The organism is Labrys sedimenti (assembly GCF_034424805.1).
Classification (GTDB): domain Bacteria; phylum Pseudomonadota; class Alphaproteobacteria; order Rhizobiales; family Labraceae; genus Labrys; species Labrys sedimenti.
Genome location: NZ_JAXOUF010000003.1, coordinates 78,000 through 96,762 on the forward strand (window position 1 = coordinate 78,000; position 18,763 = coordinate 96,762).

Annotated in this window: 18 protein-coding genes; 14 read left to right on the forward strand and 4 right to left on the reverse strand. The window is 64.9% G+C overall.

Going from position 1 to position 18,763, the window contains the following annotated elements:
* The first annotated feature begins 37 nt into the window (after positions 1-37).
* From infC to cysK, 6 genes are all read left to right on the forward strand, one after another.
* Positions 38-577 carry a translation initiation factor IF-3 gene (gene infC / locus U1R88_RS11915; protein ID WP_371260377.1) on the forward strand — a complete coding sequence of 180 codons (540 nt, stop codon included), beginning with the start codon at positions 38-40 and terminating at the stop codon, positions 575-577.
* Between the two features lie 152 nt (positions 578-729).
* Positions 730-1,590: an alpha/beta fold hydrolase gene (locus U1R88_RS11920; RefSeq protein WP_322431439.1), complete on the forward strand. Its 861-nt coding sequence runs from the start codon at positions 730-732 to the stop codon at positions 1,588-1,590.
* Between the two features lie 154 nt (positions 1,591-1,744).
* A complete protein-coding gene (gene coaBC, locus U1R88_RS11925; RefSeq protein ID WP_322431440.1) occupies positions 1,745-3,016 on the forward strand; it encodes a bifunctional phosphopantothenoylcysteine decarboxylase/phosphopantothenate--cysteine ligase CoaBC in 1,272 nt (423 codons plus the stop codon).
* A 111-nt stretch (positions 3,017-3,127) separates the two neighbouring features.
* Positions 3,128-3,586: a dUTP diphosphatase gene (gene dut / locus U1R88_RS11930; protein WP_322431441.1), complete on the forward strand. Its 459-nt coding sequence runs from the start codon at positions 3,128-3,130 to the stop codon at positions 3,584-3,586.
* 124 nt (positions 3,587-3,710) lie between these two features.
* Positions 3,711-4,160 (forward strand): RrF2 family transcriptional regulator, encoded by a 450-nt coding sequence (locus U1R88_RS11935; RefSeq protein WP_068292671.1) that lies wholly within the window; start codon positions 3,711-3,713, stop codon positions 4,158-4,160.
* Positions 4,161-4,267: 107 nt separating this feature from the next.
* On the forward strand, positions 4,268-5,230 hold the full coding sequence (gene cysK, locus U1R88_RS11940) for a cysteine synthase A (RefSeq protein WP_068292673.1): 963 nt from the start codon (positions 4,268-4,270) through the stop codon (positions 5,228-5,230).
* Between the two features lie 101 nt (positions 5,231-5,331).
* On the opposite strand, the gene U1R88_RS11945 is transcribed toward cysK, so the two are convergent.
* A complete protein-coding gene (locus tag U1R88_RS11945) occupies positions 5,332-5,991 on the reverse strand; it encodes a DUF2076 domain-containing protein (protein ID WP_068292676.1) in 660 nt (219 codons plus the stop codon).
* Positions 5,992-6,260: 269 nt separating this feature from the next.
* A complete protein-coding gene (gene polA / locus U1R88_RS11950; RefSeq protein WP_322431442.1) occupies positions 6,261-9,245 on the reverse strand; it encodes a DNA polymerase I in 2,985 nt (994 codons plus the stop codon).
* A gap of 239 nt (positions 9,246-9,484) precedes the next feature.
* Here polA and U1R88_RS11955 point away from each other — a divergent pair, with 239 nt between their 5' ends.
* The 3 genes from U1R88_RS11955 (at position 9,485) to U1R88_RS11965 (ending at position 11,308) form a co-directional block, all read left to right on the forward strand.
* Positions 9,485-10,297: a HesA/MoeB/ThiF family protein gene (locus tag U1R88_RS11955; RefSeq protein ID WP_322431443.1), complete on the forward strand. Its 813-nt coding sequence runs from the start codon at positions 9,485-9,487 to the stop codon at positions 10,295-10,297.
* A 20-nt stretch (positions 10,298-10,317) separates the two neighbouring features.
* Complete coding sequence (folB, locus tag U1R88_RS11960; RefSeq protein ID WP_068292684.1) at positions 10,318-10,677, forward strand: dihydroneopterin aldolase; 360 nt, start codon at positions 10,318-10,320, stop codon at positions 10,675-10,677.
* Between the two features lie 124 nt (positions 10,678-10,801).
* Positions 10,802-11,308 (forward strand): TIGR00645 family protein, encoded by a 507-nt coding sequence (locus U1R88_RS11965; RefSeq protein WP_068292686.1) that lies wholly within the window; start codon positions 10,802-10,804, stop codon positions 11,306-11,308.
* Positions 11,309-11,359: 51 nt separating this feature from the next.
* Here the strand turns inward: U1R88_RS11965 and mepA are convergent, their stop codons facing one another.
* The gene (mepA, locus tag U1R88_RS11970) at positions 11,360-12,304 is read right to left on the reverse strand and encodes a penicillin-insensitive murein endopeptidase (RefSeq protein WP_322431444.1); all 945 of its coding nucleotides are present in this window, start codon (positions 12,302-12,304) and stop codon (positions 11,360-11,362) included.
* 250 nt (positions 12,305-12,554) lie between these two features.
* Between mepA and U1R88_RS11975 the strand changes: the two genes are divergently transcribed.
* Together U1R88_RS11975 and trxA are read left to right on the forward strand one after the other, a co-directional pair.
* Positions 12,555-13,004 (forward strand): L,D-transpeptidase, encoded by a 450-nt coding sequence (locus U1R88_RS11975; protein ID WP_322431445.1) that lies wholly within the window; start codon positions 12,555-12,557, stop codon positions 13,002-13,004.
* Between the two features lie 172 nt (positions 13,005-13,176).
* Entirely contained in the window at positions 13,177-13,506 is a 330-nt protein-coding gene (gene trxA, locus U1R88_RS11980; protein WP_068292695.1) for a thioredoxin, read from the forward strand.
* 60 nt (positions 13,507-13,566) lie between these two features.
* Here trxA and U1R88_RS11985 read toward each other — a convergent pair whose 3' ends face one another.
* A complete protein-coding gene (locus tag U1R88_RS11985; protein ID WP_425545413.1) occupies positions 13,567-14,403 on the reverse strand; it encodes a beta-keto acid cleavage family enzyme in 837 nt (278 codons plus the stop codon).
* Positions 14,404-14,503: 100 nt separating this feature from the next.
* Between U1R88_RS11985 and U1R88_RS11990 the strand changes: the two genes are divergently transcribed.
* From U1R88_RS11990 to ggt, 3 genes are all read left to right on the forward strand, one after another.
* A complete protein-coding gene (locus tag U1R88_RS11990; protein ID WP_425545429.1) occupies positions 14,504-15,406 on the forward strand; it encodes a MurR/RpiR family transcriptional regulator in 903 nt (300 codons plus the stop codon).
* Positions 15,403-16,746, forward strand: a complete 1,344-nt coding sequence (locus tag U1R88_RS11995; RefSeq protein ID WP_322431446.1) for an aspartate aminotransferase family protein — start codon at positions 15,403-15,405, stop codon at positions 16,744-16,746. Before U1R88_RS11990 ends, U1R88_RS11995 begins: the two co-directional genes overlap by 4 nt.
* 267 nt (positions 16,747-17,013) lie before the next feature.
* Positions 17,014-18,759 (forward strand): gamma-glutamyltransferase, encoded by a 1,746-nt coding sequence (gene ggt, locus U1R88_RS12000; RefSeq protein WP_322431447.1) that lies wholly within the window; start codon positions 17,014-17,016, stop codon positions 18,757-18,759.
* Positions 18,760-18,763: the final 4 nt, after the last annotated feature.

The following is an 18,763-nucleotide window of genomic DNA, read 5'->3' on the forward strand; positions in this document are numbered from 1 at the left end:
TTGCCCAAATCAATTCATGGTAGAGGAGTTTACCGCCATTCGTCGCCCTATGAGGACAAACGCACCCGTCGTCAAGGACGGCCCGCGCATCAATGAGGAGATTCGGAACCGCGAAGTCATGCTGATCGATCAGGACGGGCAGAATCGCGGTGTCACCGACACCAGGGCGGCGATCGCCATGGCCTTTGAAGCCGGACTGGACCTGGTCGAGGTGGCCGCCAATGCCGAGCCCCCGGTCTGCAAGATCATGGACTACGGCAAGTTCAAGTTCAACGAGCAGAAGAAGGCCGCCGAGGCCCGCAAGAATCAGAAGACGGTCGAGATCAAGGAGATCAAGCTCCGGCCGGCCATCGACGATCACGACTATGACGTCAAGATGAAGGCCATGAAGCGCTTCTTCGAGGAAGGCGACAAGGTCAAGGTCACCTTGCGCTTCCGTGGCCGTGAAATGGCGCATCAGGAGATCGGCTATCGCCTGCTCAACCGCGTCAAGGATGACACCGGCCTGATCGCCAAGGTGGAATCCGATGCCTCGCTCGAAGGCCGCCAGATGGTGATGGTGCTGGCGCCGCGCTGATCGAGCCGGATAGATGGAGTGTCGACCTCTCAGCTCCATCGATCGATGGGTCTGAGAGGTCGACACGCCATATCCATGGCGGTTCCGGGCCGCCATCGTCGCGCCATGTTCCGGGCACAGGAACAGACAGTTCATCTGTTTCGTGCCGTCCCATGGTCCGTTCCCTGACATTCCGGCGTTTCGCCTTTCTGACCCTTCTCGCCGCGGGTGGCGTCTTTGTCGACGCAAAGGTCCTGCCGCGCTGGTTTCCGCAGGCTTTTGGCGGGGTCTGGGGTGGATTGGCCGCCCCCGACAATGCCAATGTGCCCGCCTCCTTGCGCGACCTGCCGGTCGTCGTGATCAAGGGCAAGCGCGATGACGGGCCGGTTGCGATCCTGCTATCGGGCAATGGCGGCTGGTGGGGCATCGACGACGGTATCGCCGAGGGACTTGCCCGCGCCGGCGTGACCACGATCGGCCTGAACAGCCTGGCCTATTTCATCCATCGCCGTTCTCCCGAGGAGGTTGCGGCCGCGATCGACAGGATGGCAGCCGCGATCGGCCCCGGCCGGCCGGTCGTCCTGGTCGGCTATTCCTTCGGCGCCGATATCGCAGCCACGATCTATGCGCGCCTGTCCGACGACCTGCGTGCGCGCATTCGCCAGGTCTCGCTGCTCGGCCTCTCGCGGGAAGCCGACTACGCCGTCGGCTTCATGAAGGTCGCCGGTGGGCGCAGGGGGACGATCCCAGCCGTCGCCGCCATAGACGGCCCCCATATCCAGTGCTTCCATGGTGCCGATGAAGGCGCGCGGTCGGGCTGCAACGATGTCGATGCCGGCAAGGTGCAGGTGGTCGAGGTGCCGGGCGGCCACCATTTCGACGGTGATTACGACAGGATTGCCAGCCTCATCCTTGACGGCATGCCGTCCCCGCCGCCCAACGATCCGATTCGCTATGCGGGGATGGACCGATTCGCCTGGCTGGCCCATCCGGCAGGGATGGACCTTCAGGCTGGAAAACACCGAAACGATTGAATCCCCCGGTCGCGCTATTTATGTGTGGGCAGCAGTTTCTTGTTTCCAAGCCAATTCGTCGGATTGGCTCGGGCGTCTTTGCGATTCCCGGTGACACCGTTCAATCGCAACACGCTCTGGCACAACGCGATAATGGCTCCAGGCGGGTCGATCCATGTCCACCACTCTCGTCGGCAAGCGCATCCTTCTGATCATCGGCGGCGGCATCGCAGCCTATAAGGGCCTCGAACTGATCCGCCGCCTGCGCGAGCGCGGTGCCGATGTGCGGGCGGTCCTGACCAAGGCCGGCGAAGCCTTCGTCACGCCGCTCTCCGTCTCCGCCCTCACCGGCGACAAGGTCTATACCGACCTGTTCTCGCTGACGGACGAGGCCGAGATGGGGCATATCGAGATGTCGCGCGATGCCGATCTGCTGGTGGTGGCGCCGGCGACGGCCGATCTCCTCGCCAAGATGGCGCAGGGGCTCGCCAATGATCTTGCTTCCACCACGCTTCTGGCGACCGACAAGAGCGTGCTGGTCGCCCCGGCCATGAATGTGCGCATGTGGCTGCATCCGGCGACCCAGCGCAACATCGCCCAATTGCGCGAGGACGGCGTGCTCTTCGTCGGCCCGAATGACGGCGAGATGGCTTGCGGCGAATACGGGCCGGGCCGCCTGGCCGAGCCCCTGGAGATCGTCGCTGCGATCGAGAAGGCGCTGGCGGGGCCGACCTTCATTCCGCTGCCGGGCTCGGTACGCGCCGATACGCGCCTGTTGCCGGCCCTGCCGCTCGCCGGCAAGCATGTGCTGGTGACGGCCGGGCCGACGCATGAGCCGATCGATCCCGTGCGCTACATCGCCAACCGTTCGTCCGGCAAGCAGGGCTATGCCATTGCCGCAGCGGCCCTGGCCGCGGGAGCGCGCGTCACCCTGGTCTCCGGGCCGGTTGCGCTGCTGCCGCCGCCCGGGGTGAACCTGGTGCCGGTGGAAACGGCGCGCGAAATGCTGGACGCCGTCAGCACCGCGCTGCCGGCCGACATCGCCATCTTTGCGGCGGCGGTGGCCGATTGGCGCGTGGCCGATGCCGGTGCCCAGAAGATCAAGAAGGGCGCCGAGGCCACGCCGAGCTTTTCGCTGGTGGAAAATCCCGACATCCTCGCCACCATCGCAAAGGACAAGGCGAATCGGCCGTCCCTGGTCGTCGGTTTCGCGGCGGAGACCGAGCACGTCGTCGAGCATGCCAAGGCCAAGCTCGCCCGCAAGGGCTGCGATCTCATCGTCGCCAACGACGTCTCGCCGGAGAGCGGCGTGATGGGCGGGGACCGCAATCGCGTCCATCTGGTCTCGGCCTCGGGCGTCGAGACATGGCCCGATATGGACAAGGATGCGGTCGCCCGGGCGCTGGTGGCCCGCTTTGGCGAATTGGCCGGCGCGCCGGTCGCCTGATCGCCTGATCGCCTTTTTCCTCCGCGTGCCCGCAGATTTCCTCCCCGAATGCCGGTTCCGTTCGATTGGATTGCCGATGGCGGACATCGGCACACAGCCTCTAGGATTGCCATGACCCTGACCATTCCCGTCAAGAGACTCGCCCATGCCGGTGACCTGCCGCTGCCCGCCTATCAGAGCGAGGGGGCGGCGGGTCTCGACCTGCCGGCAGCGCTGGGTCCTGGGGAAACCCTGGTTCTTGCACCGATGATGCGTGCTCTGGTGCCGACCGGGCTGGTTTTCCAAATTCCACAGGGCTATGAAGGACAAGTGCGCCCACGTTCCGGATTGGCTGTGAAAAGCGGAATTACCGTTTTGAACGCACCCGGTACGATAGACGCCGATTATCGCGGTGAGATTAAAGTCGCCCTGATCAATCTGAGTGTAGAATCCTTCGCCATCACCCATGGCATGCGAATCGCCCAGTTGGTCATTGCGCCGGTGACGTTGTCTGTCCTGGTCGAAACGGCGGAAGTCGATTCGACCGCTCGTGGCAGCGGCGGCTTCGGTTCGACGGGCACCGCAACCTAAAGCGTTTTGCGGTTCGAGAAAATCACTCGAATCACAAAGACGCGTCGAACAAGAAGTCAGAGCAAATGGGCATTCAGTCATGAACGCTCTTTGCTCTGAAATAGGACCGTATCAGGGGGTCGACATGCAATTGCTTTCGCGCCGTTCCTTGCTTGGCCTCGCCGCCGTGGTGGATATCGCCCATCATTCGAGGCCCACGCCGGTCGCGGCCAAGGCTCTTGCCTCCCGCCATGCCTTGCCGCCGCGCCATCTGGAAACCTTGCTGCAGACCCTGGTGCGCCACAACATCCTAAAGGGCGTACGCGGTCCCAGGGGCGGCTATGAACTGGCGCGCGAGAGACGACGCATCAGCGTCGGCGACATCGTGCGCGCCGCGATGACCGATGCCGCCGGCGAGGAGGATCCCGCGCCGGTCTCGACCTTGGTCGACCAGGTCATCGCGCCGGCGGTGAACCAGGCCTCGCAATCCTTCCTGGCCGAACTCGACCAGATCACCGTCGAGGATCTGTGCCGGGATGCCGAGCGAAAGCACGTCTTCGGCGGCACACCGGCCAATATCGACTTCGCGATCTGAAGATTTTGTCACCTAAAGAACATTTAATATCTGTAATTCAATATTAACCTCGACATTTTCGTGGATTAATGTTGAATTCCAGCCGCTTTCAATCAAGGACGTTCCCCATGGCGAATGCCAATCATGTGCCCGGCCGCGGCCGCATCTACCAGTCGATCACCGAGACCATCGGTGATACCCCGCTGGTGCAGCTCAACCGGCTGGCCAAGGCCAAGAACGTCAAGGCGCGTATCCTCGCCAAGCTCGAATTCTTCAATCCGATCGCCAGCGTCAAGGACCGCATCGGCGTCAGCATGATCGATGCGCTGGAGAAGTCGGGCCATCTCAAGCCCGATACCGTGCTGGTCGAGCCGACCTCCGGCAATACCGGCATCGCTCTCGCCTTCGTCGCCGCTGCCCGCGGCTATCGCCTGATCCTGGTCATGCCGGAATCGATGTCGATCGAGCGCCGCAAGATGCTGGCTTTGCTCGGTGCCGAACTCGTTCTCACCCCGGCTGCCCAGGGTATGCGCGGCGCGGTCGCCAAGGCCGAGGAGATCGTCAAGGAATTGCCGAGCGCCATCATTCCCCAGCAATTCCGCAATCCCGCCAATCCCGAGATCCATCGCCTCACCACGGCCGAGGAAATCTGGAACGACACCAAGGGTGACATCGATTATTTCGTCTCGGGCGTGGGCACCGGCGGCACCATTACCGGCGTCGGCCAGGTCCTGAAGCCGCGCAAGCCCGATCTCAAGATCGTCGCCGTGGAGCCGGAGGATTCGCCGGTGCTGTCGGGCGGCCAGCCCGGCCCGCACAAGATCCAGGGCATCGGCGCCGGCTTCGTGCCGGATGTGCTCGACCGCTCGGTGATCGACGACATCATCACCGTCGGCAACCAGACCTCCTTCGACACCGCCCGCCTGCTCGCCCGCATCGAGGGCATTCCCTGCGGCATCTCCTCCGGCGCGGCCGTTGCTGCCGCCCTGGAACTGGCGGCTCGCCCCGGCATGGACAACAAGTCCATCGTGGTGATCGTGCCCTCCTTCGCCGAGCGCTACATTTCCAGCGCCCTGTTCGAAGGGCTGTAATTGTCCCTGCATTCGGGCAGAGATGCCCCTTGTCATGCAAAAACCCCGACCATCTGGCCGGGGTTTTCTTATGAACGATCGCCCTTCATATCGGGCGGCGATCAGATCCAGCTGTCGTCGCTGCCGCCGGAATCGTCTGAATCATAGTCGCCATCATCGTCGTCGTCATTCGAATCGTAACTGGCGTCGCGCACATTGTCGTCGTTGTCGCGGCCCTTGTCGGCGCTTTCGTTGATGATGGTCTCGTTGATGGTGGTGTTGCCTTCGCCCCAGGGGGCCGAGCTGCCGCCACCGAACAGGCCGCCACCGCCACCGAACATCGAGCGCACGCCCTCGAACAGCAAGGCGCCGCCGGCGACACCGGCCGCCGTCTGCAAGGCACCCTGCAGGAAGCCGCCGCCACGCGCGGGCTGCTCGGCCTGCTGCGGAGGCACCTGGCCCGGCTGGGCCTGGTTGCGCTGGCCACCGAAGCCCTGCAGGGCCGAGCCGGCGCGCTCGAGGATGGATTGCGGCTGTGCGGGCTGCTGAGGCGCCTGCGGAGCTTGCTGGGCGGCCGTTTCGGCGGCCTGCACCTTGGCATGCGCCTCGCGCAGGGCGTGATCCTGCACCAGCACCGTCTGCACCAGCGCATAGGCGGCGCCCGGCGAACGGGCCATCTCGGCGGCGATGGCGGCTTCCGCCTCGTTGTCGCGCCCGGTGGGGGCGGAACTGCGCAGGCGATTGAACAGGTCCTCGATGAGGGCTTTTTCGTTGGGGGTCATCCTGACTCTCCTTCGCGGCTGCTTCCTGAGGGGGGTAGGCCGCAACGCCTCCCATGTGGGTGCTGCACCTCAATCCGACAAGAACCGGCCGGAATTGGGGCGCGTTACAAAGGAGTAATCGTAGGAGGCCCAGCTTCCCAATGTCATCCCGGACGCGCTGCGGCGCGCAGTGCCACTGCGCAGATCCGGGATCGCCTGCCGATAGGACGCATATTTCAACGCGGTTCCGCATCTGCGGTGCAGCACTGCGTGCGGAATGACCCGATAGCTCAATGCGCCTCTTCCCAATTGCCGGCGGCCCGCGCATCGACCTGCAGCGGCACCTTGAGTTGCAGGGCCGGGAGGGCCGCATGCTCCATCACCTGGGAGACCACGGGCAACGTGGCCTCGACTTCCTCCTCCGGCGCCTCGAAGACGAGTTCGTCATGCACTTGGAGCAGCATCTTGGCCGAGAGGCCGGCCGTGAGGAGGGCGGCGTCCATACGGCTCATGGCGCGGCGGATGATGTCGGCGGCCGAGCCCTGGATCGGCGCATTGATGGATTGCCGCTCGACGAAGGCCCGCTCGGAAGGGTTCTTCGATTCGATTGCCGGAAAATGCATTTTGCGGCCGAAGACGGTCTCGACATAGCCGTTCGCGCGGCATTCGGCCTTCATCCGGTCCATGTAATCGCGGATGCCGGGGAAGCGCTCGAAATATTTCTTGATATAGGCGCTGGCTTCCTCGCGCGGGATCGAGAGTTGGTTGGCGAGGCCGAAGGCGGAAATGCCGTAGATGATGCCGAAATTGATGGCCTTGGCGCGTCGCCGTACTTGGGGATCCATGCCTTGTACCGGCACGCCGAACATTTCGGAGGCCGTCATGGCGTGAATGTCGACGCCATCCTCGAAAGCCTTGGTCAGCTGCGGGATTTCGGCGACATGGGCGAGCACGCGCAGTTCGATCTGCGAATAGTCGGCCGAGATCAGCTTGGCGCCGGGGGCGGCGATGAAGGCCGAGCGAATCTTGCGGCCTTCCTCGGTGCGCACCGGGATGTTCTGCAGATTGGGCTCGGAGGAGGACAGGCGCCCCGTGGTGGTTGCCGCCAGGGAGTAGGAGGTGTGCACCCGGCCGGATTTCGGGTTCACATAGGTGGGCAGCGCGTCGGTATAGGTCGATTTGAGCTTGGTGAGCTGGCGCCAGGCCACGATGCGGCGCGGCAGTTCCAGGCCCTGGTCGGCCAGGTCCTCCAGGACCTGGGCCGAGGTCGCCCATTGGCCTGTTGGGGTCTTCTTGCCGCCGGGCAGGCCCATCTTGCCGAACAGGATGTCGCCGAGCTGCTTGGGCGAGCCGACATTGAAATTCTCGCCGGCAAGCTCGTGGATCTCGGCCTCGAGCCGGGCGGCGCTCTGGGCGAATTCACCCGACAGGCGCGCCAGGATCTGGCGGTCGATCATGATGCCGCGCGATTCCATCTTGGCGAGCACGGCGACGAGCGGGCGCTCCAGCGTCTCGTAGATGGTGACCAGGCCTTCGGCGACCAGGCGGGCCTTGAGCAGCAGCCACAGGCGCAGCGTGACGTCGGCATCCTCGGCGGCATAGGCGGTGGCGCGCTCGATGGTGACCTGGTCGAAGCCGATCAGCGACTTGCCGGAACCGCAGACCTCGGAAAAGGCGATCGGCTTGTGGCCGAAATGGCGTGACGAGAGTTCGTCCATGCCGTGATTGCCGCGCCCGCCATCGACGACATAGGACATCAGCATGGTATCGTCATAGGGCGCGACCCTGACGTTCTCCTCGCCCATCACCAGCGTGTCGTATTTGAGGTTCTGGCCGATCTTCAAGACGCCGGGGTCTTCGAGCAATCCCTTGAGCCGCTTCAGCGCCTCCGGCACATCGACCTGGCCGGCCATCATGCCGCCGCCGAACAGGTCTGCCTTGTCGCGATGGCGCAACGGCACATAGCAGGCCTTGCCCGGCTCGACCGACAGGGAGAAGCCGACGAGATCGGCCTGCAGGGCATCGAGCGAGGTGGTTTCGGTGTCGAAGGCGACATAGCCAAGCTCACGGGCCCTGCTGATCCAGCCATCGAGCGCTTCCAGGCTGGCGACGGTTTCATAGGAGCCGGCGTCGAAGGGGATGGCCGCGAGCCTGGCCTTGACGCTCTCCACCACGGCAGAGGGCGTGCCGGCCCCGGTGGCAACCGCCGGAGCAGGAACGGCGCCGTCGGCGCTCGGCCTGGGCGCCGGCGCCCGGGCAGGGGCGGGCGAGAAATCGCTGTCGGGGATCTTCAGGGCCTCGTCGGCCGGGATATCGGCGACGTCGAGGCCGGCATCCTCGGCGATGCGACGGGTCAAAGTTGAGAATTCCATCGCCTTCAGGAAGGCGATGGCGCCCTTGGCATCGAGCCCGGGGGCGATCAGGTCCTCGATCGGCGTTTCCAGGGTGACGTCGGTGACCAGCTTGACCAGTTCGCGCGAGATGCGGGCGAGCTTGACGTTTTCGGGATCGGTCAGGCTCTCGCGACGCTTGGGCTGCTTGATCTCGCCGGCCCGGGCGAGAAGCCCTTCGAGGTCGCCATATTCGTTGATCAGCTGCGCCGCCGTCTTGACGCCGATGCCGGGCACGCCGGGGACATTGTCGGTGGAATCGCCGGCCAGGGCTTGCACATCCACCACCTTGTCCGGCGTCACGCCGAACTTTTCGAGCACTTCGGGCTCGGCGATCAGGCGCTCGGGGCGCGAGCCCTTGGCCTTCTGGTCGCCCGAAGCGGGATCGAACATCACCACGCCCGGCCGGATCAGCTGCATCAGGTCCTTGTCGGCGGAAACGATGGTGACGTCGGCGCCGGCCTTGACGGCGATGTCGCAATAGGTGGCGATCAGGTCGTCCGCCTCGTAGCGCGTCTGTTCCACCGGCTTCAGGCCGAAGGCGCGCACGGCGACGCGCATCAGCGGGAATTGCGGCACCAGCTCTTCCGGCGGCGGCGGCCGGTGGCCCTTATAGGGCGGGTAGATCTCCTTACGGAAGGAATCTTCCGACTTGTCGAAGATGATGCCGAGATGGGTGGGCTGCTTGCCCATCACCCCTTCCTTGATCATCTTGTGCAGCACGTTGCAAAACAGGCGCACCGCGCCCGTCGGCAGGCGGTCGGAGCGGTAATTGTAGCGGGCGTCCTGGTTGATCGACTGGAAATAGGCCCGGAAGATGAAGGACGAACCGTCGACCAGGAAGACGTGGTCGCCCTTTCCGGGGGCGCGCGGAGCAGAAGTCATCGTGGCCTCGTCTTCGGTCTATTCAGGACTGATTCTTGGAGCGCGATCATACAGGCTCGCATCGAGAAGGCGAGCATGGGAGCAATGATCGGAGCGCGGACTTCCAGTCCGCTCTTTCTGTCCGCAAGCGTCGGGCGTGATAGAAAAGCAAGAGCGGATATCGCGACATGCAGGCATGTCGCCGAGAAGTCCGCGCTCCGATCATTGCGCCCTTTCGGGCAAGTATCTACATTTGCCCCATGGCATTCTCATCGCAAGAGCTGGAGCGCTACGCCCGGCATGTCGTCATGCACGAGGTCGGCGGCGCCGGGCAGCAGGCCCTGTCGCGGGCCCGCATCCTGGTGGTCGGCGCCGGCGGGCTCGGTGCGCCGGTGCTGCTCTATCTGGCGGCGGCGGGCGTCGGCATGCTCGGCATCGTCGATGACGATACCGTCTCGCTCTCCAATCTGCAGCGCCAGATCATCCATGCCACGCCCGATATAGGCCGGCCCAAGGTCGAGACGGCCAGCGAGGCGATCGCAAGGCTCAACCCGCATGTCACGGTGGTTCCGCATGCCCTGCGCATCGATCCTGCCAATGCGGCGGAGCTGATCGCCGCCTATGACCTGGTGATCGATGGCTCGGACAATTTCGACACCCGCTATGCCGTCTCCGATGCCTGCTTCCATGGCCGCAAGCCGCTGATCATGGGCGCGCTCGGCGTATTCGACGCCATGCTGACCACATTGAGGCCCTTCGAGACCAATGCCGAGGGGGAACCCAATCCGACCTGGCGCTGCCTCTTCCCGCAGAAGCCGCCGCCGGGGACCATTCCGAGCTGCTCGGAGGCCGGCGTGCTCGGTGCGCTCGCCGGCGTTGCCGGCTCGATGATGGCGCTGGAGGCGATCCGCGAGATCGTCGGCTTCGGTACCGGCCTCACCGGCCGCCTGATCCACCTCGATGCGCGCGACATGCGTTTCGGCGAGACCCTCTATGGCTGGGATCCCGACAATCCGCTGAATGGCAGGGTGGCGCCAGCAACGGGCGAAACGGCGATGGCCATTCCCGGCTGAGTGTGTCATGTCTCGCTGCCATGACCGAACAGCGATCCTATAGCCGCGTCTTTCTGCGCGCCCTCAATCTCGAAGCCCATATCGGCTATTACGAGCATGAGAAGGGCGTGACCCAGCCCCTGGTCGTCGATGTCGAGTTGACTTTGGCCGAAGCCCGTTTCGGCGACGACGATATCGAGGGCACGATCGACTATGACAAGATCGCCGCCATCGGGCGGGACCTGGCCGCTGGCCATGTCGACCTGCTGGAGACGTTCGCCGAGCGGCTGGCGCAGCGCTGCCTCGCCTTCGACCGCGCTGCTGCGGTGCGCGTGCATGTCGAAAAGCCGCGCGCCGTGCCGGGCGCCATGGCCGGTGTCGAGATCCTGCGCCTCAAATAGCCGGCTAGTCGGCCTTGGGCCGCGATACCCATCCGACTCGATTACAATTTGGCAAGGCTGGGTTCCCACGCCGGGCGCGTCCCTCTATTTTGCCCGCGATTGTTCAATCGGGTTGAGATTCCACATGGAAAAAATGATCGAGCGCTGCCTCGTCGCCTCGCGCTGGGTGCTGGCGCCCTTCTATATCGGGCTGGTTATCGCCTTGTTCGTCGTCCTGCTGAAATTCGGGCAGGAACTGCTCCATTATGTCGTGGGCGCCTATGGCTTCACGACCGAGGAAACGGTGATCGGCGTGCTGGAGCTGGTCGATCTGGCCCTGCTCGGCAGCCTGATCCTGATCGTCATCTTCTCGGGCTATGAGAATTTCGTCTCGAAGATCGATGGTACCGAACATCTGTCCTGGCCGTCCTGGATGACCAAGGTCGATTTCGCCGGCCTCAAGCTCAAGCTGCTGGCCTCGATCGTGCTGATTTCCGCTATCCAGCTCCTGAAGGGCTTCATGCAGATCGAGAAGCTGACCGACCGCGACCTCTACTGGCTGGTCGGCATCCACATGGTGTTCATGATCTCGGGCGTATTGCTGGCCTTTTCCGACTTGCTGCAGGCCAAGGCGGGCCATCCCGACGACTGACCTCGTCTCGCCCCGGGCACCGCCCGTTTCCTTGCGTGCGGCGCCGTGGACCTATGGCGCCGCAATCACCTGGCTGCAGGCGGCGGGCAGATCGCTCAGGGTGAGCTGGCGCGGCGGGTGCGGAGGCTTGGGGCGGGGCTTGGGATGCAGCACCGCATCCGAGAACCAGTAGTCGAGTTCCTTGCCGCAGCCCTCGTCGCCTGTCGGCGGCTTTTGCGGCGTGCAGGTCGGGCTGCCGCGCGGGCAGGTGATGCGGACATGGAAATGATAGTCGTGCCCATACATCGGGCGCACCTTGCCGAGCCAGGAGCGGTCGCCGGTGGCGTCGCGGCACATCGCCTTCTTGATGGCGGCGTTGACGAAGATGCGTTCGACCGCCGGATCCTGGGCGGCGGCGCGCACGATGCCCATCTGGCCGGCGGTCCAGGCGCGCGAGACGTCGAGCCGGTCCTGGCGTACCATCATCACAGCACTCTTGGTCTCACGCTCGGCGACGCTCAGCCGGCGGTTCGGCATGGGGGTCAGCCAGATGTCGGCGTCGAGGCCAATCTGATGCGAGGCATGGCCCGTCAGCATCGGGCCGCCGCGCGGCTGCGCCATGTCGCCGATCAGGATGCCGGGCCAGCCCGCCACGGTCGGGGCCTTGGCCGCGAGATTCTTCACCACCCGGATGACGGCAGCATTGCCCCAGGCGCGATTGCGCGAGGGGCGCATGACCTGCCAGGTCGGTCCATCGGCCGGCAGTTCCACGCCGTTCGACAGGCAGCCCTTGGCGTAGAAACCGATGGAGCCGAGGCCGATATTGGCCGGCGTCTCGGCGCGGCCGAAGAGCTGCTTGGCGGGGGTGGCAGCAGTCACCGCGCCGAGTGGCGGCAGTTTGTAGCCAGGCGGAGTAATGTCCTGCGCCACACCCGATCCCCCCATGGCCAGGAGCGGCAAGGCGGCCAGGGCCAAGCCGCATTTGAGCGACGGGAAGGTCCGGACGAAACGGCGCATGCGTGCTCCCGCGAAATGATTCGTGCCTGCATCCTATCCTGTCTTTTCCCAAACGGCAGCATCGACGGTTGGGGGGCGGGGGGCTCGATTCCGCAAACCAGCCCGCGGGAAGGCGAACCGAAACCGAAAATTAACCATGTTCGATTCATGCTTTGTTCGGTTTCGGATCGACTCGCATCCTGTGCAAAAGCGCATGGCGAATGAGGGCCCGGTACGGCCAATGTCAGCGAACCGCATTGAGGAACCTGTCATGCCTGCCCTGTATCTGAGCGCGAAATTCCGCTGGATCGCCGTTGCCTTCACGCTCTTCGCCGCCACGCTCTGCCAGCTGGCCCCGGCCTCCGCCGGCGTCGTGGCCAAGGTCGATATCGCAAGACAGCGCATGACCGTGATCGTGGACGGCAATGTCGAGGCGGTCTGGGCCGTGTCTACGGCACGGCGCGGCTACTATACCCCGCGCGGCGTCTACCGTCCCAAGCTGCTCAAGCGCATGCACTACTCCAAGAAATACGACAATTCGCCGATGCCCTATTCGGTGTTCTTCAAGGGCGGCTATGCGGTGCACGGCACCTATTCGGTGAAGCAGCTCGGCCGTGCCGCCTCCCATGGCTGCATCCGGCTGGCGCCATCCCACGCAGCGGCCCTCTACCAGCTCATCCGGCACCGAGGCATGTCGGATACGCGCGTGGTGATCGGCTAGCCCGCGGATTTCACCGGGCGAGGCCGGTAATAGCCACGAATCTGCATATCAGCCGTGCACATTCGCGCGAGAAGCCGTTCCGCTCCTTGACGCTGGGCCGGTGCATTCCTAGCTTGAGGGCAACGGATATTTGCATGGCGATTCCGCCATTCCCGCTGTGGAGATTCTCGAAATGGGTGCCAACACGATCAAGGTCACGGATGCCTCCTTCGCCAATGACGTGCTGAATTCGGCTGAGCCGGTCGTCGTCGATTTCTGGGCCGAATGGTGCGGCCCTTGCCGCATGATCGCGCCCGCCCTCGACGAGATCGCCACCGAGATGGCCGGCAAGGTCAAGATCGCCAAGCTGAACGTCGACGAGAACCCGCAGATCGCCTCGCAGTTCCGGGTGATGTCGATCCCGATGCTGATCGTCTTCAAGGATGGCAAGCCCGTCGCCCAGAAGGTGGGTGCCGCTCCCAAGGGCGAGTTGTCGCGCTGGGTTTCGGCTTCGGCGGCCTGAGGCGAGAATTCGCTTCACCATCTGTTCTGTGAATGAAGGCGGCCTCATGGCCGCCTTTTTTCATGCGGTCAGCGTCGCCGCACGCAGGGCATCCGCATCGCCGATCCTCAAGCCGGCAGCCTCGATGGCCTGCCGGGCCAGCGCCACCAATTCGGCATTGTCCCGGGCGAGCGTGCCGTCGGGACGATGGAGGTTGTTCTCGAAGCCGACACGGGCGTGCCCGCCCAGCAGGGCTGCGGCGGTGACGCAAGCCGCCTCCTGGGGCCCGAAGGCGCACAGGCTCCAGGGATCGAAGCGTGGCATGTCCTCGGCGAGGAAGGGCAGGAGATCGGCGGGGCGTGACGTCTGGTCCGTCATATAGCGGCCGAGCACATAAAGCACTGGCAGCTTCTCGTAGGGGATGAGGCCGCGCCGCTGCAGGTCGGCAAGGCGCCTGGCTTCGTCCGGCGTGTAGAGGATGATCTGCGGCACGGTGCCGATCAGCCTGAGAAAAAGCAGCAATTCGGCAAAGGCGGCTTCCTCGCCGGCATCGGGCACCAGTTCGCGCAGGGCGAGCGATACGGCTTCCGGCCGCGTTTCGCGGATGACGGCCCGTTGCTCCGCCGGCGAATAGAGGCCGAGCGCCTCCGAGGTGACCTGCACCACGAGATCCTTGCCCGTCGCGGCGGCAATCGCGGCGATGACGGCGCGATAGGCCTCGGCATCGAGCAGATGGCTGCCATCCCTACGCCGGACATGGACATGGATCATAGCCGCGCCGGCCTCGAGACAGCCTGCCGCCGTCTGCGCCAGGGCGGAGATCGTCATCGGCAGGGCGGGATGATCCGCCTTGGTCCGCCGGCCGCCATTGGGGGCGACGGCAATGAAACGCGGGGCGCAATCCAGCGTAGCCGACAAAATCTGTCTCCGAATAAGGATTCATTTGTATCAATATGATAGCATATGCTACGTTTGTTTCAATAATCCTTCCGACGGAGCGCAGGGCATGAACGGGCTTGTGGATCTCGACGGCCTAGCCGCGGAGATCGTCAGGGGCTTCGACGCGATGCCGGCGCAGATCAGGGCCGCTGCCCGTTACGTGCTGGAGAATCCGCGCGATGTCGCCCTTTTGTCGATGCGGGAACAGGCGCGTCGCGCCGGCGTGCAGCCGGCGACCATGATGCGTCTCGCCCGGCAATTGGGCTTTGACGGTTACGAGGCCCTGCGGGAACTGCATGCCGACACATTGCGGGAGGCGCCGACGGGCTTCGCAGGCAAGGCGGGAGACCACCTCACCCGGCAGGAGCGCGGTGGCGACGAAGACCTGGCCGCCGCCATGCTCGGCATGCTCGGCGCCCAGCTTGGCGGGCTTGCGGCAGCCAGGCCGCTTGCCGCATTCGCCGGTGCCGCGCAGGCTCTTGCTTCGGCTCGCCGCATCCATTGCCTCGGTCTCAGGGCGAGCCATCCCGTTGCCTGGCACCTGCACTATGCGCTCACCCTGATCGGCAGGCCCAGCGTGCTGCTCGACGGGATCGCCGCCATCGGGGCCGACGCCCTCGTCGATGCCGCTCCGGGCGAGGTGATGGTGGCCGTCAGCCTGCAGCCTTATACGCGCCTAACCCTCGAACTCGCCGAGCATGCCGCTTCGCGCGGGCTGTCCATCCTCGCCATCACCGACAGCGAGGTGGCGCCTCTGGCCAGGATCTCCCGCCATCATCTCGTCGTGCCGACGGCCAGCCCCTCCTTCCTGCATGCCGTGACGCCGGCCTTTGCCGCGGCCGAAGTGCTGGCCGCGCTGGTGGCGGGCCATGACGGCGAGGCGGCGCTCGCCGCCCTGCGGCGCGCGGATGCGCATCTGGCCGCCCTCGGCACCCATCTGACCCGACGTCCGCAGCCGAAACTTCCGGGAACCTCGCCATGAGCCATCTGCTCCATCGTGCCGCCAACGCCGTCATGCCGGTCGCCGTCGGTGGGCATGGCATCGAGCTGATCGATGCCGCCGGCAAGCGCTATATCGATGCTTCCGGCGGTGCCGCCGTCTCCTGCCTCGGCCATGGCCACCCGGCCGTGCTGGAAGCCCTGCACCGGCAGCTCGATAGGCTTGCCTATGCCCATACCTCCTTCTTCACCACCGAGGTCGCCGAACGGCTGGCGGATTGCCTGATCGCCCATGCGCCGGCCGGGTTGGAACGGGCCTATCTCGTCAGTGGCGGCTCGGAGGCGGTCGAGGCGGCCCTGAAGATGGCGCGGCAATATTTCGTCGAGAAGGGGCAGCCGCGGCGCCGGCATGTGATCGCCCGGCGCCAGAGCTTTCACGGCAATACGCTGGCGGCCCTCGCCGCCGGAGGCAATCAGTGGCGCAGGGCCCAGTTCCAGCCGCTGCTGATCGAGACCCACCATATCGATCCCTGCTTCGCCTATCGCTTCCAGGCGCCGGGCGAGAGCGACGAAGCCTATGCGGTGCGAGCCGCCCAGGCCCTCGAGGACAAGATTCTCGAATTGGGGCAGGACGAGGTCATCGCCTTCCTGGCCGAGACGGTGGTCGGCGCCACGGCGGGCGCAGTGCCGCCCGTCGCCGGCTACTTCACCCGCATCCGCGAGATCTGCGACCGCCATGGTGTCCTGCTCATCCTCGACGAAGTGATGTGCGGCATGGGGCGCACGGGCACACTGCATGCCTGCGAACAGGAGGGGGGGGCGCCCGACCTCATGACCATCGCCAAGGGCCTCGGCGGCGGCTACCAGCCGATCGGCGCCGTCCTGCTCAGCGGCGCCATTTTCGAGGCCTTCGCCGGAGGCTCGGGCTTTTTCCAGCACGGCCATACCTATATGGGCCATGCCATGGCTGCCGCGGCCGCACTGGCCGTGCAGGAGACAATCGCGCGCGATAATCTTCTCGCCAATGTCGCGGCCATGGGCGATCGCTTGCAGGAACGGCTGGAACAGCGTTTCGCCAACCATGCCCATATCGGTGACATCCGGGGACGCGGCTTGTTCCGCGCCATCGAGTTCGTCGCCGATCGCAACAGCAAGCAACCCTTCGACCCGGCGCTGAAATTCCACGCCGCCGTCAAGCGCGAGGCCATGGCGCGGGGGCTGATGGTCTATCCGATGGGCGGTACCATCGACGGCGTGCAGGGTGACCATGTCCTGCTGGCGCCGCCCTTCATCATCGAACGCAACCAGGTCGATGCCGTGGTCGAGCGCCTGGGCGATGCCGTCGAGGCCGCCTTGGCCGGGCTGCCGGCGGCAAGGGCCTGACCATCTTCCCGGCCGTGCGAAGGCCAAGGAGACAAAGCTCTATCGACGCAGGCCGGAATCCCGTCTAGCAATGAAGCCTTCGGAGCCGTGCGCTGCCGACAGGAGGGGAAAGCGGCCCACGCCGAGAAGGCCGGCACTCCGGAGAAAACCGGGGTGACTGGGGCCTGATTCGCTCGCCCCGTTCGAATCAGGCCATGAATTTCAAGGAAATCGGCGCGGCGTTCCGGCCTCGGGGGGCGGAAACCGCGCCAGTCAGAGGAGGAGCCTATGCACCGCGTCCGTCCGGTGACCGTCACCGGTCTTGTCGTCGCACTGACCTTCGCACCCCTTGCCGGGGCCAACGCCGCTTCGCCGGCGCCGGTGGAGGCCGAGCACGGCATGGTCGTCACCACCCAGCACCTGGCCACCCAGGCCGGCGTGGATGTCCTCAAGAAGGGCGGCAATGCCATCGATGCCGCCGTGGCTGTCGGCTACACCCTGGCCGTGGTCTGGCCGGAAGCCGGCAATATCGGCGGCGGCGGCTTCATGACCATCCGCACCAAGGACGGCAAGTCGACCTTCATCGATTTCCGCGAGCGGGCGCCCAACGCTGCCACCAAGAACATGTATCTCGACGACAAGGGCAATCCGGTGAAGGGCGCCTCCACGGACGGCTATCTCGCCGTCGGCGTGCCCGGCTCGGTGGCCGGCTTCGAATATGCCCGCGAAAAATATGGCTCGCTGCCGCGCAAGGATTTGATGGAAGCCGCCATCCGCTATGCCAAGGATGGCTATGTGCTCGGCCAGGGCGATGTCGCCTCCGTCAAGGAGAATGCCGACTGGCTCAAGCGCGACCCGAACGCGGCCAAGATCTTCCTCAAGGCCGACGGCACGCCCAATGCGGTTGGCGACACCTTCAAGCAGCCCGATCTCGCCGCCTCGCTCTCTGCCATCGCCGAGAAGGGCCAGGACGCCTTCTACAAGGGCGCGATCGCCGATGCCATCGTCAAGGCTTCCGCCGCCAAAGGCGGTATCCTGAAGAAGGAGGATTTCGAGCAGTACAAGGTTCGCGAGCTCGAGCCGGTGAAGTGCAATTATCGCGGCTACGACATCATCTCCTCGCCCCCGCCGAGCTCCGGCGGCGTGATCATCTGCGAGATCCTCAACGTGCTGGAGGGCTATCCGCTCTCCTATCTCGGCGCCGATTCGGCCAATACCGTACATCTGATGGTGGAGGCGATGCGCTATGCCTATGTCGACCGCAATTCCAGCCTGGGCGATCCCGATTTCGTCAAGAACCCTGTCCCGCACCTCCTCGACAAGAACTACGCTGCCGAGATCCGGGCCAAGATCAATCCCTACAAGGCCGGCGTCTCCAAGGAGCTGATGCCCAAGGGCATGGGCGAGTCCAAGGAAACCACGCATTATTCGATCATCGACAATGACGGCAATGCCGTCGCCGTCACCTACACCCTCAATGGCTCCTACGGCGCCGGCGTGGTGGCTGAAGGCACCGGCATCCTGCTCAACAACGAGATGGACGATTTCACCGCCAAGCCCGGCGTACCCAACCTCTACGGCCTCGTACAGGGCGAGGCCAATGCCATCGAACCCAAGAAGACGCCGCTCTCCTCGATGAGCCCCACCGTGGTCACCAAGGACGGCAAGCCCTTCATGGTGATCGGCAGCCCCGGTGGTTCGCGCATCATCACCATCACGCTGCAGGCCATCCTCAACGTGATCGACCACGGCCTCGACATCCAGGAAGCCGTCGATGCGCCGCGCATCCACCATCAATGGCTGCCCGACCAGATCTATACCGAGCCCCAGGCGCTCTCGCCGGACACGGTGAAGCTGCTGGTCGAGATGGGATATAAGGTGGACGAAGGCGATCCAGCCTGGCCGGTCTGGGGCAAGGCGGCCGGCATCCTGGTCGGCGGCAAGGATCTCGCCACCATCAAGAAGGGCGACGGCGCCCGCTACAACGGCGCCATGGACAGCCGCGTCGAGTCAGGCCTGGCGGCCGGCTATTGAGGCT

What these genes read in the sequence shown, in the direction of transcription:
- mepA (WP_322431444.1), bottom strand. Translation starts at nt 12,304, where the DNA reads ATGCGCCGTTTCGTCCGGACCTTCCCGTCGCTCAAATGCGGCTTGGCC.
- U1R88_RS11975 (WP_322431445.1), top strand. Translation starts at nt 12,555, where the DNA reads ATGCCTGCCCTGTATCTGAGCGCGAAATTCCGCTGGATCGCCGTTGCC.
- U1R88_RS11935 (WP_068292671.1), top strand. Translation starts at nt 3,711, where the DNA reads ATGCAATTGCTTTCGCGCCGTTCCTTGCTTGGCCTCGCCGCCGTGGTG.
- U1R88_RS11920 (WP_322431439.1), top strand. Translation starts at nt 730, where the DNA reads ATGGTCCGTTCCCTGACATTCCGGCGTTTCGCCTTTCTGACCCTTCTC.
- folB (WP_068292684.1), top strand. Translation starts at nt 10,318, where the DNA reads ATGACCGAACAGCGATCCTATAGCCGCGTCTTTCTGCGCGCCCTCAAT.
- trxA (WP_068292695.1), top strand. Translation starts at nt 13,177, where the DNA reads ATGGGTGCCAACACGATCAAGGTCACGGATGCCTCCTTCGCCAATGAC.
- polA (WP_322431442.1), bottom strand. Translation starts at nt 9,245, where the DNA reads ATGACTTCTGCTCCGCGCGCCCCCGGAAAGGGCGACCACGTCTTCCTG.
- cysK (WP_068292673.1), top strand. Translation starts at nt 4,268, where the DNA reads ATGGCGAATGCCAATCATGTGCCCGGCCGCGGCCGCATCTACCAGTCG.
- U1R88_RS11945 (WP_068292676.1), bottom strand. Translation starts at nt 5,991, where the DNA reads ATGACCCCCAACGAAAAAGCCCTCATCGAGGACCTGTTCAATCGCCTG.
- U1R88_RS11965 (WP_068292686.1), top strand. Translation starts at nt 10,802, where the DNA reads ATGGAAAAAATGATCGAGCGCTGCCTCGTCGCCTCGCGCTGGGTGCTG.
- dut (WP_322431441.1), top strand. Translation starts at nt 3,128, where the DNA reads ATGACCCTGACCATTCCCGTCAAGAGACTCGCCCATGCCGGTGACCTG.
- U1R88_RS11995 (WP_322431446.1), top strand. Translation starts at nt 15,403, where the DNA reads ATGAGCCATCTGCTCCATCGTGCCGCCAACGCCGTCATGCCGGTCGCC.
- U1R88_RS11955 (WP_322431443.1), top strand. Translation starts at nt 9,485, where the DNA reads ATGGCATTCTCATCGCAAGAGCTGGAGCGCTACGCCCGGCATGTCGTC.
- coaBC (WP_322431440.1), top strand. Translation starts at nt 1,745, where the DNA reads ATGTCCACCACTCTCGTCGGCAAGCGCATCCTTCTGATCATCGGCGGC.
- ggt (WP_322431447.1), top strand. Translation starts at nt 17,014, where the DNA reads ATGCACCGCGTCCGTCCGGTGACCGTCACCGGTCTTGTCGTCGCACTG.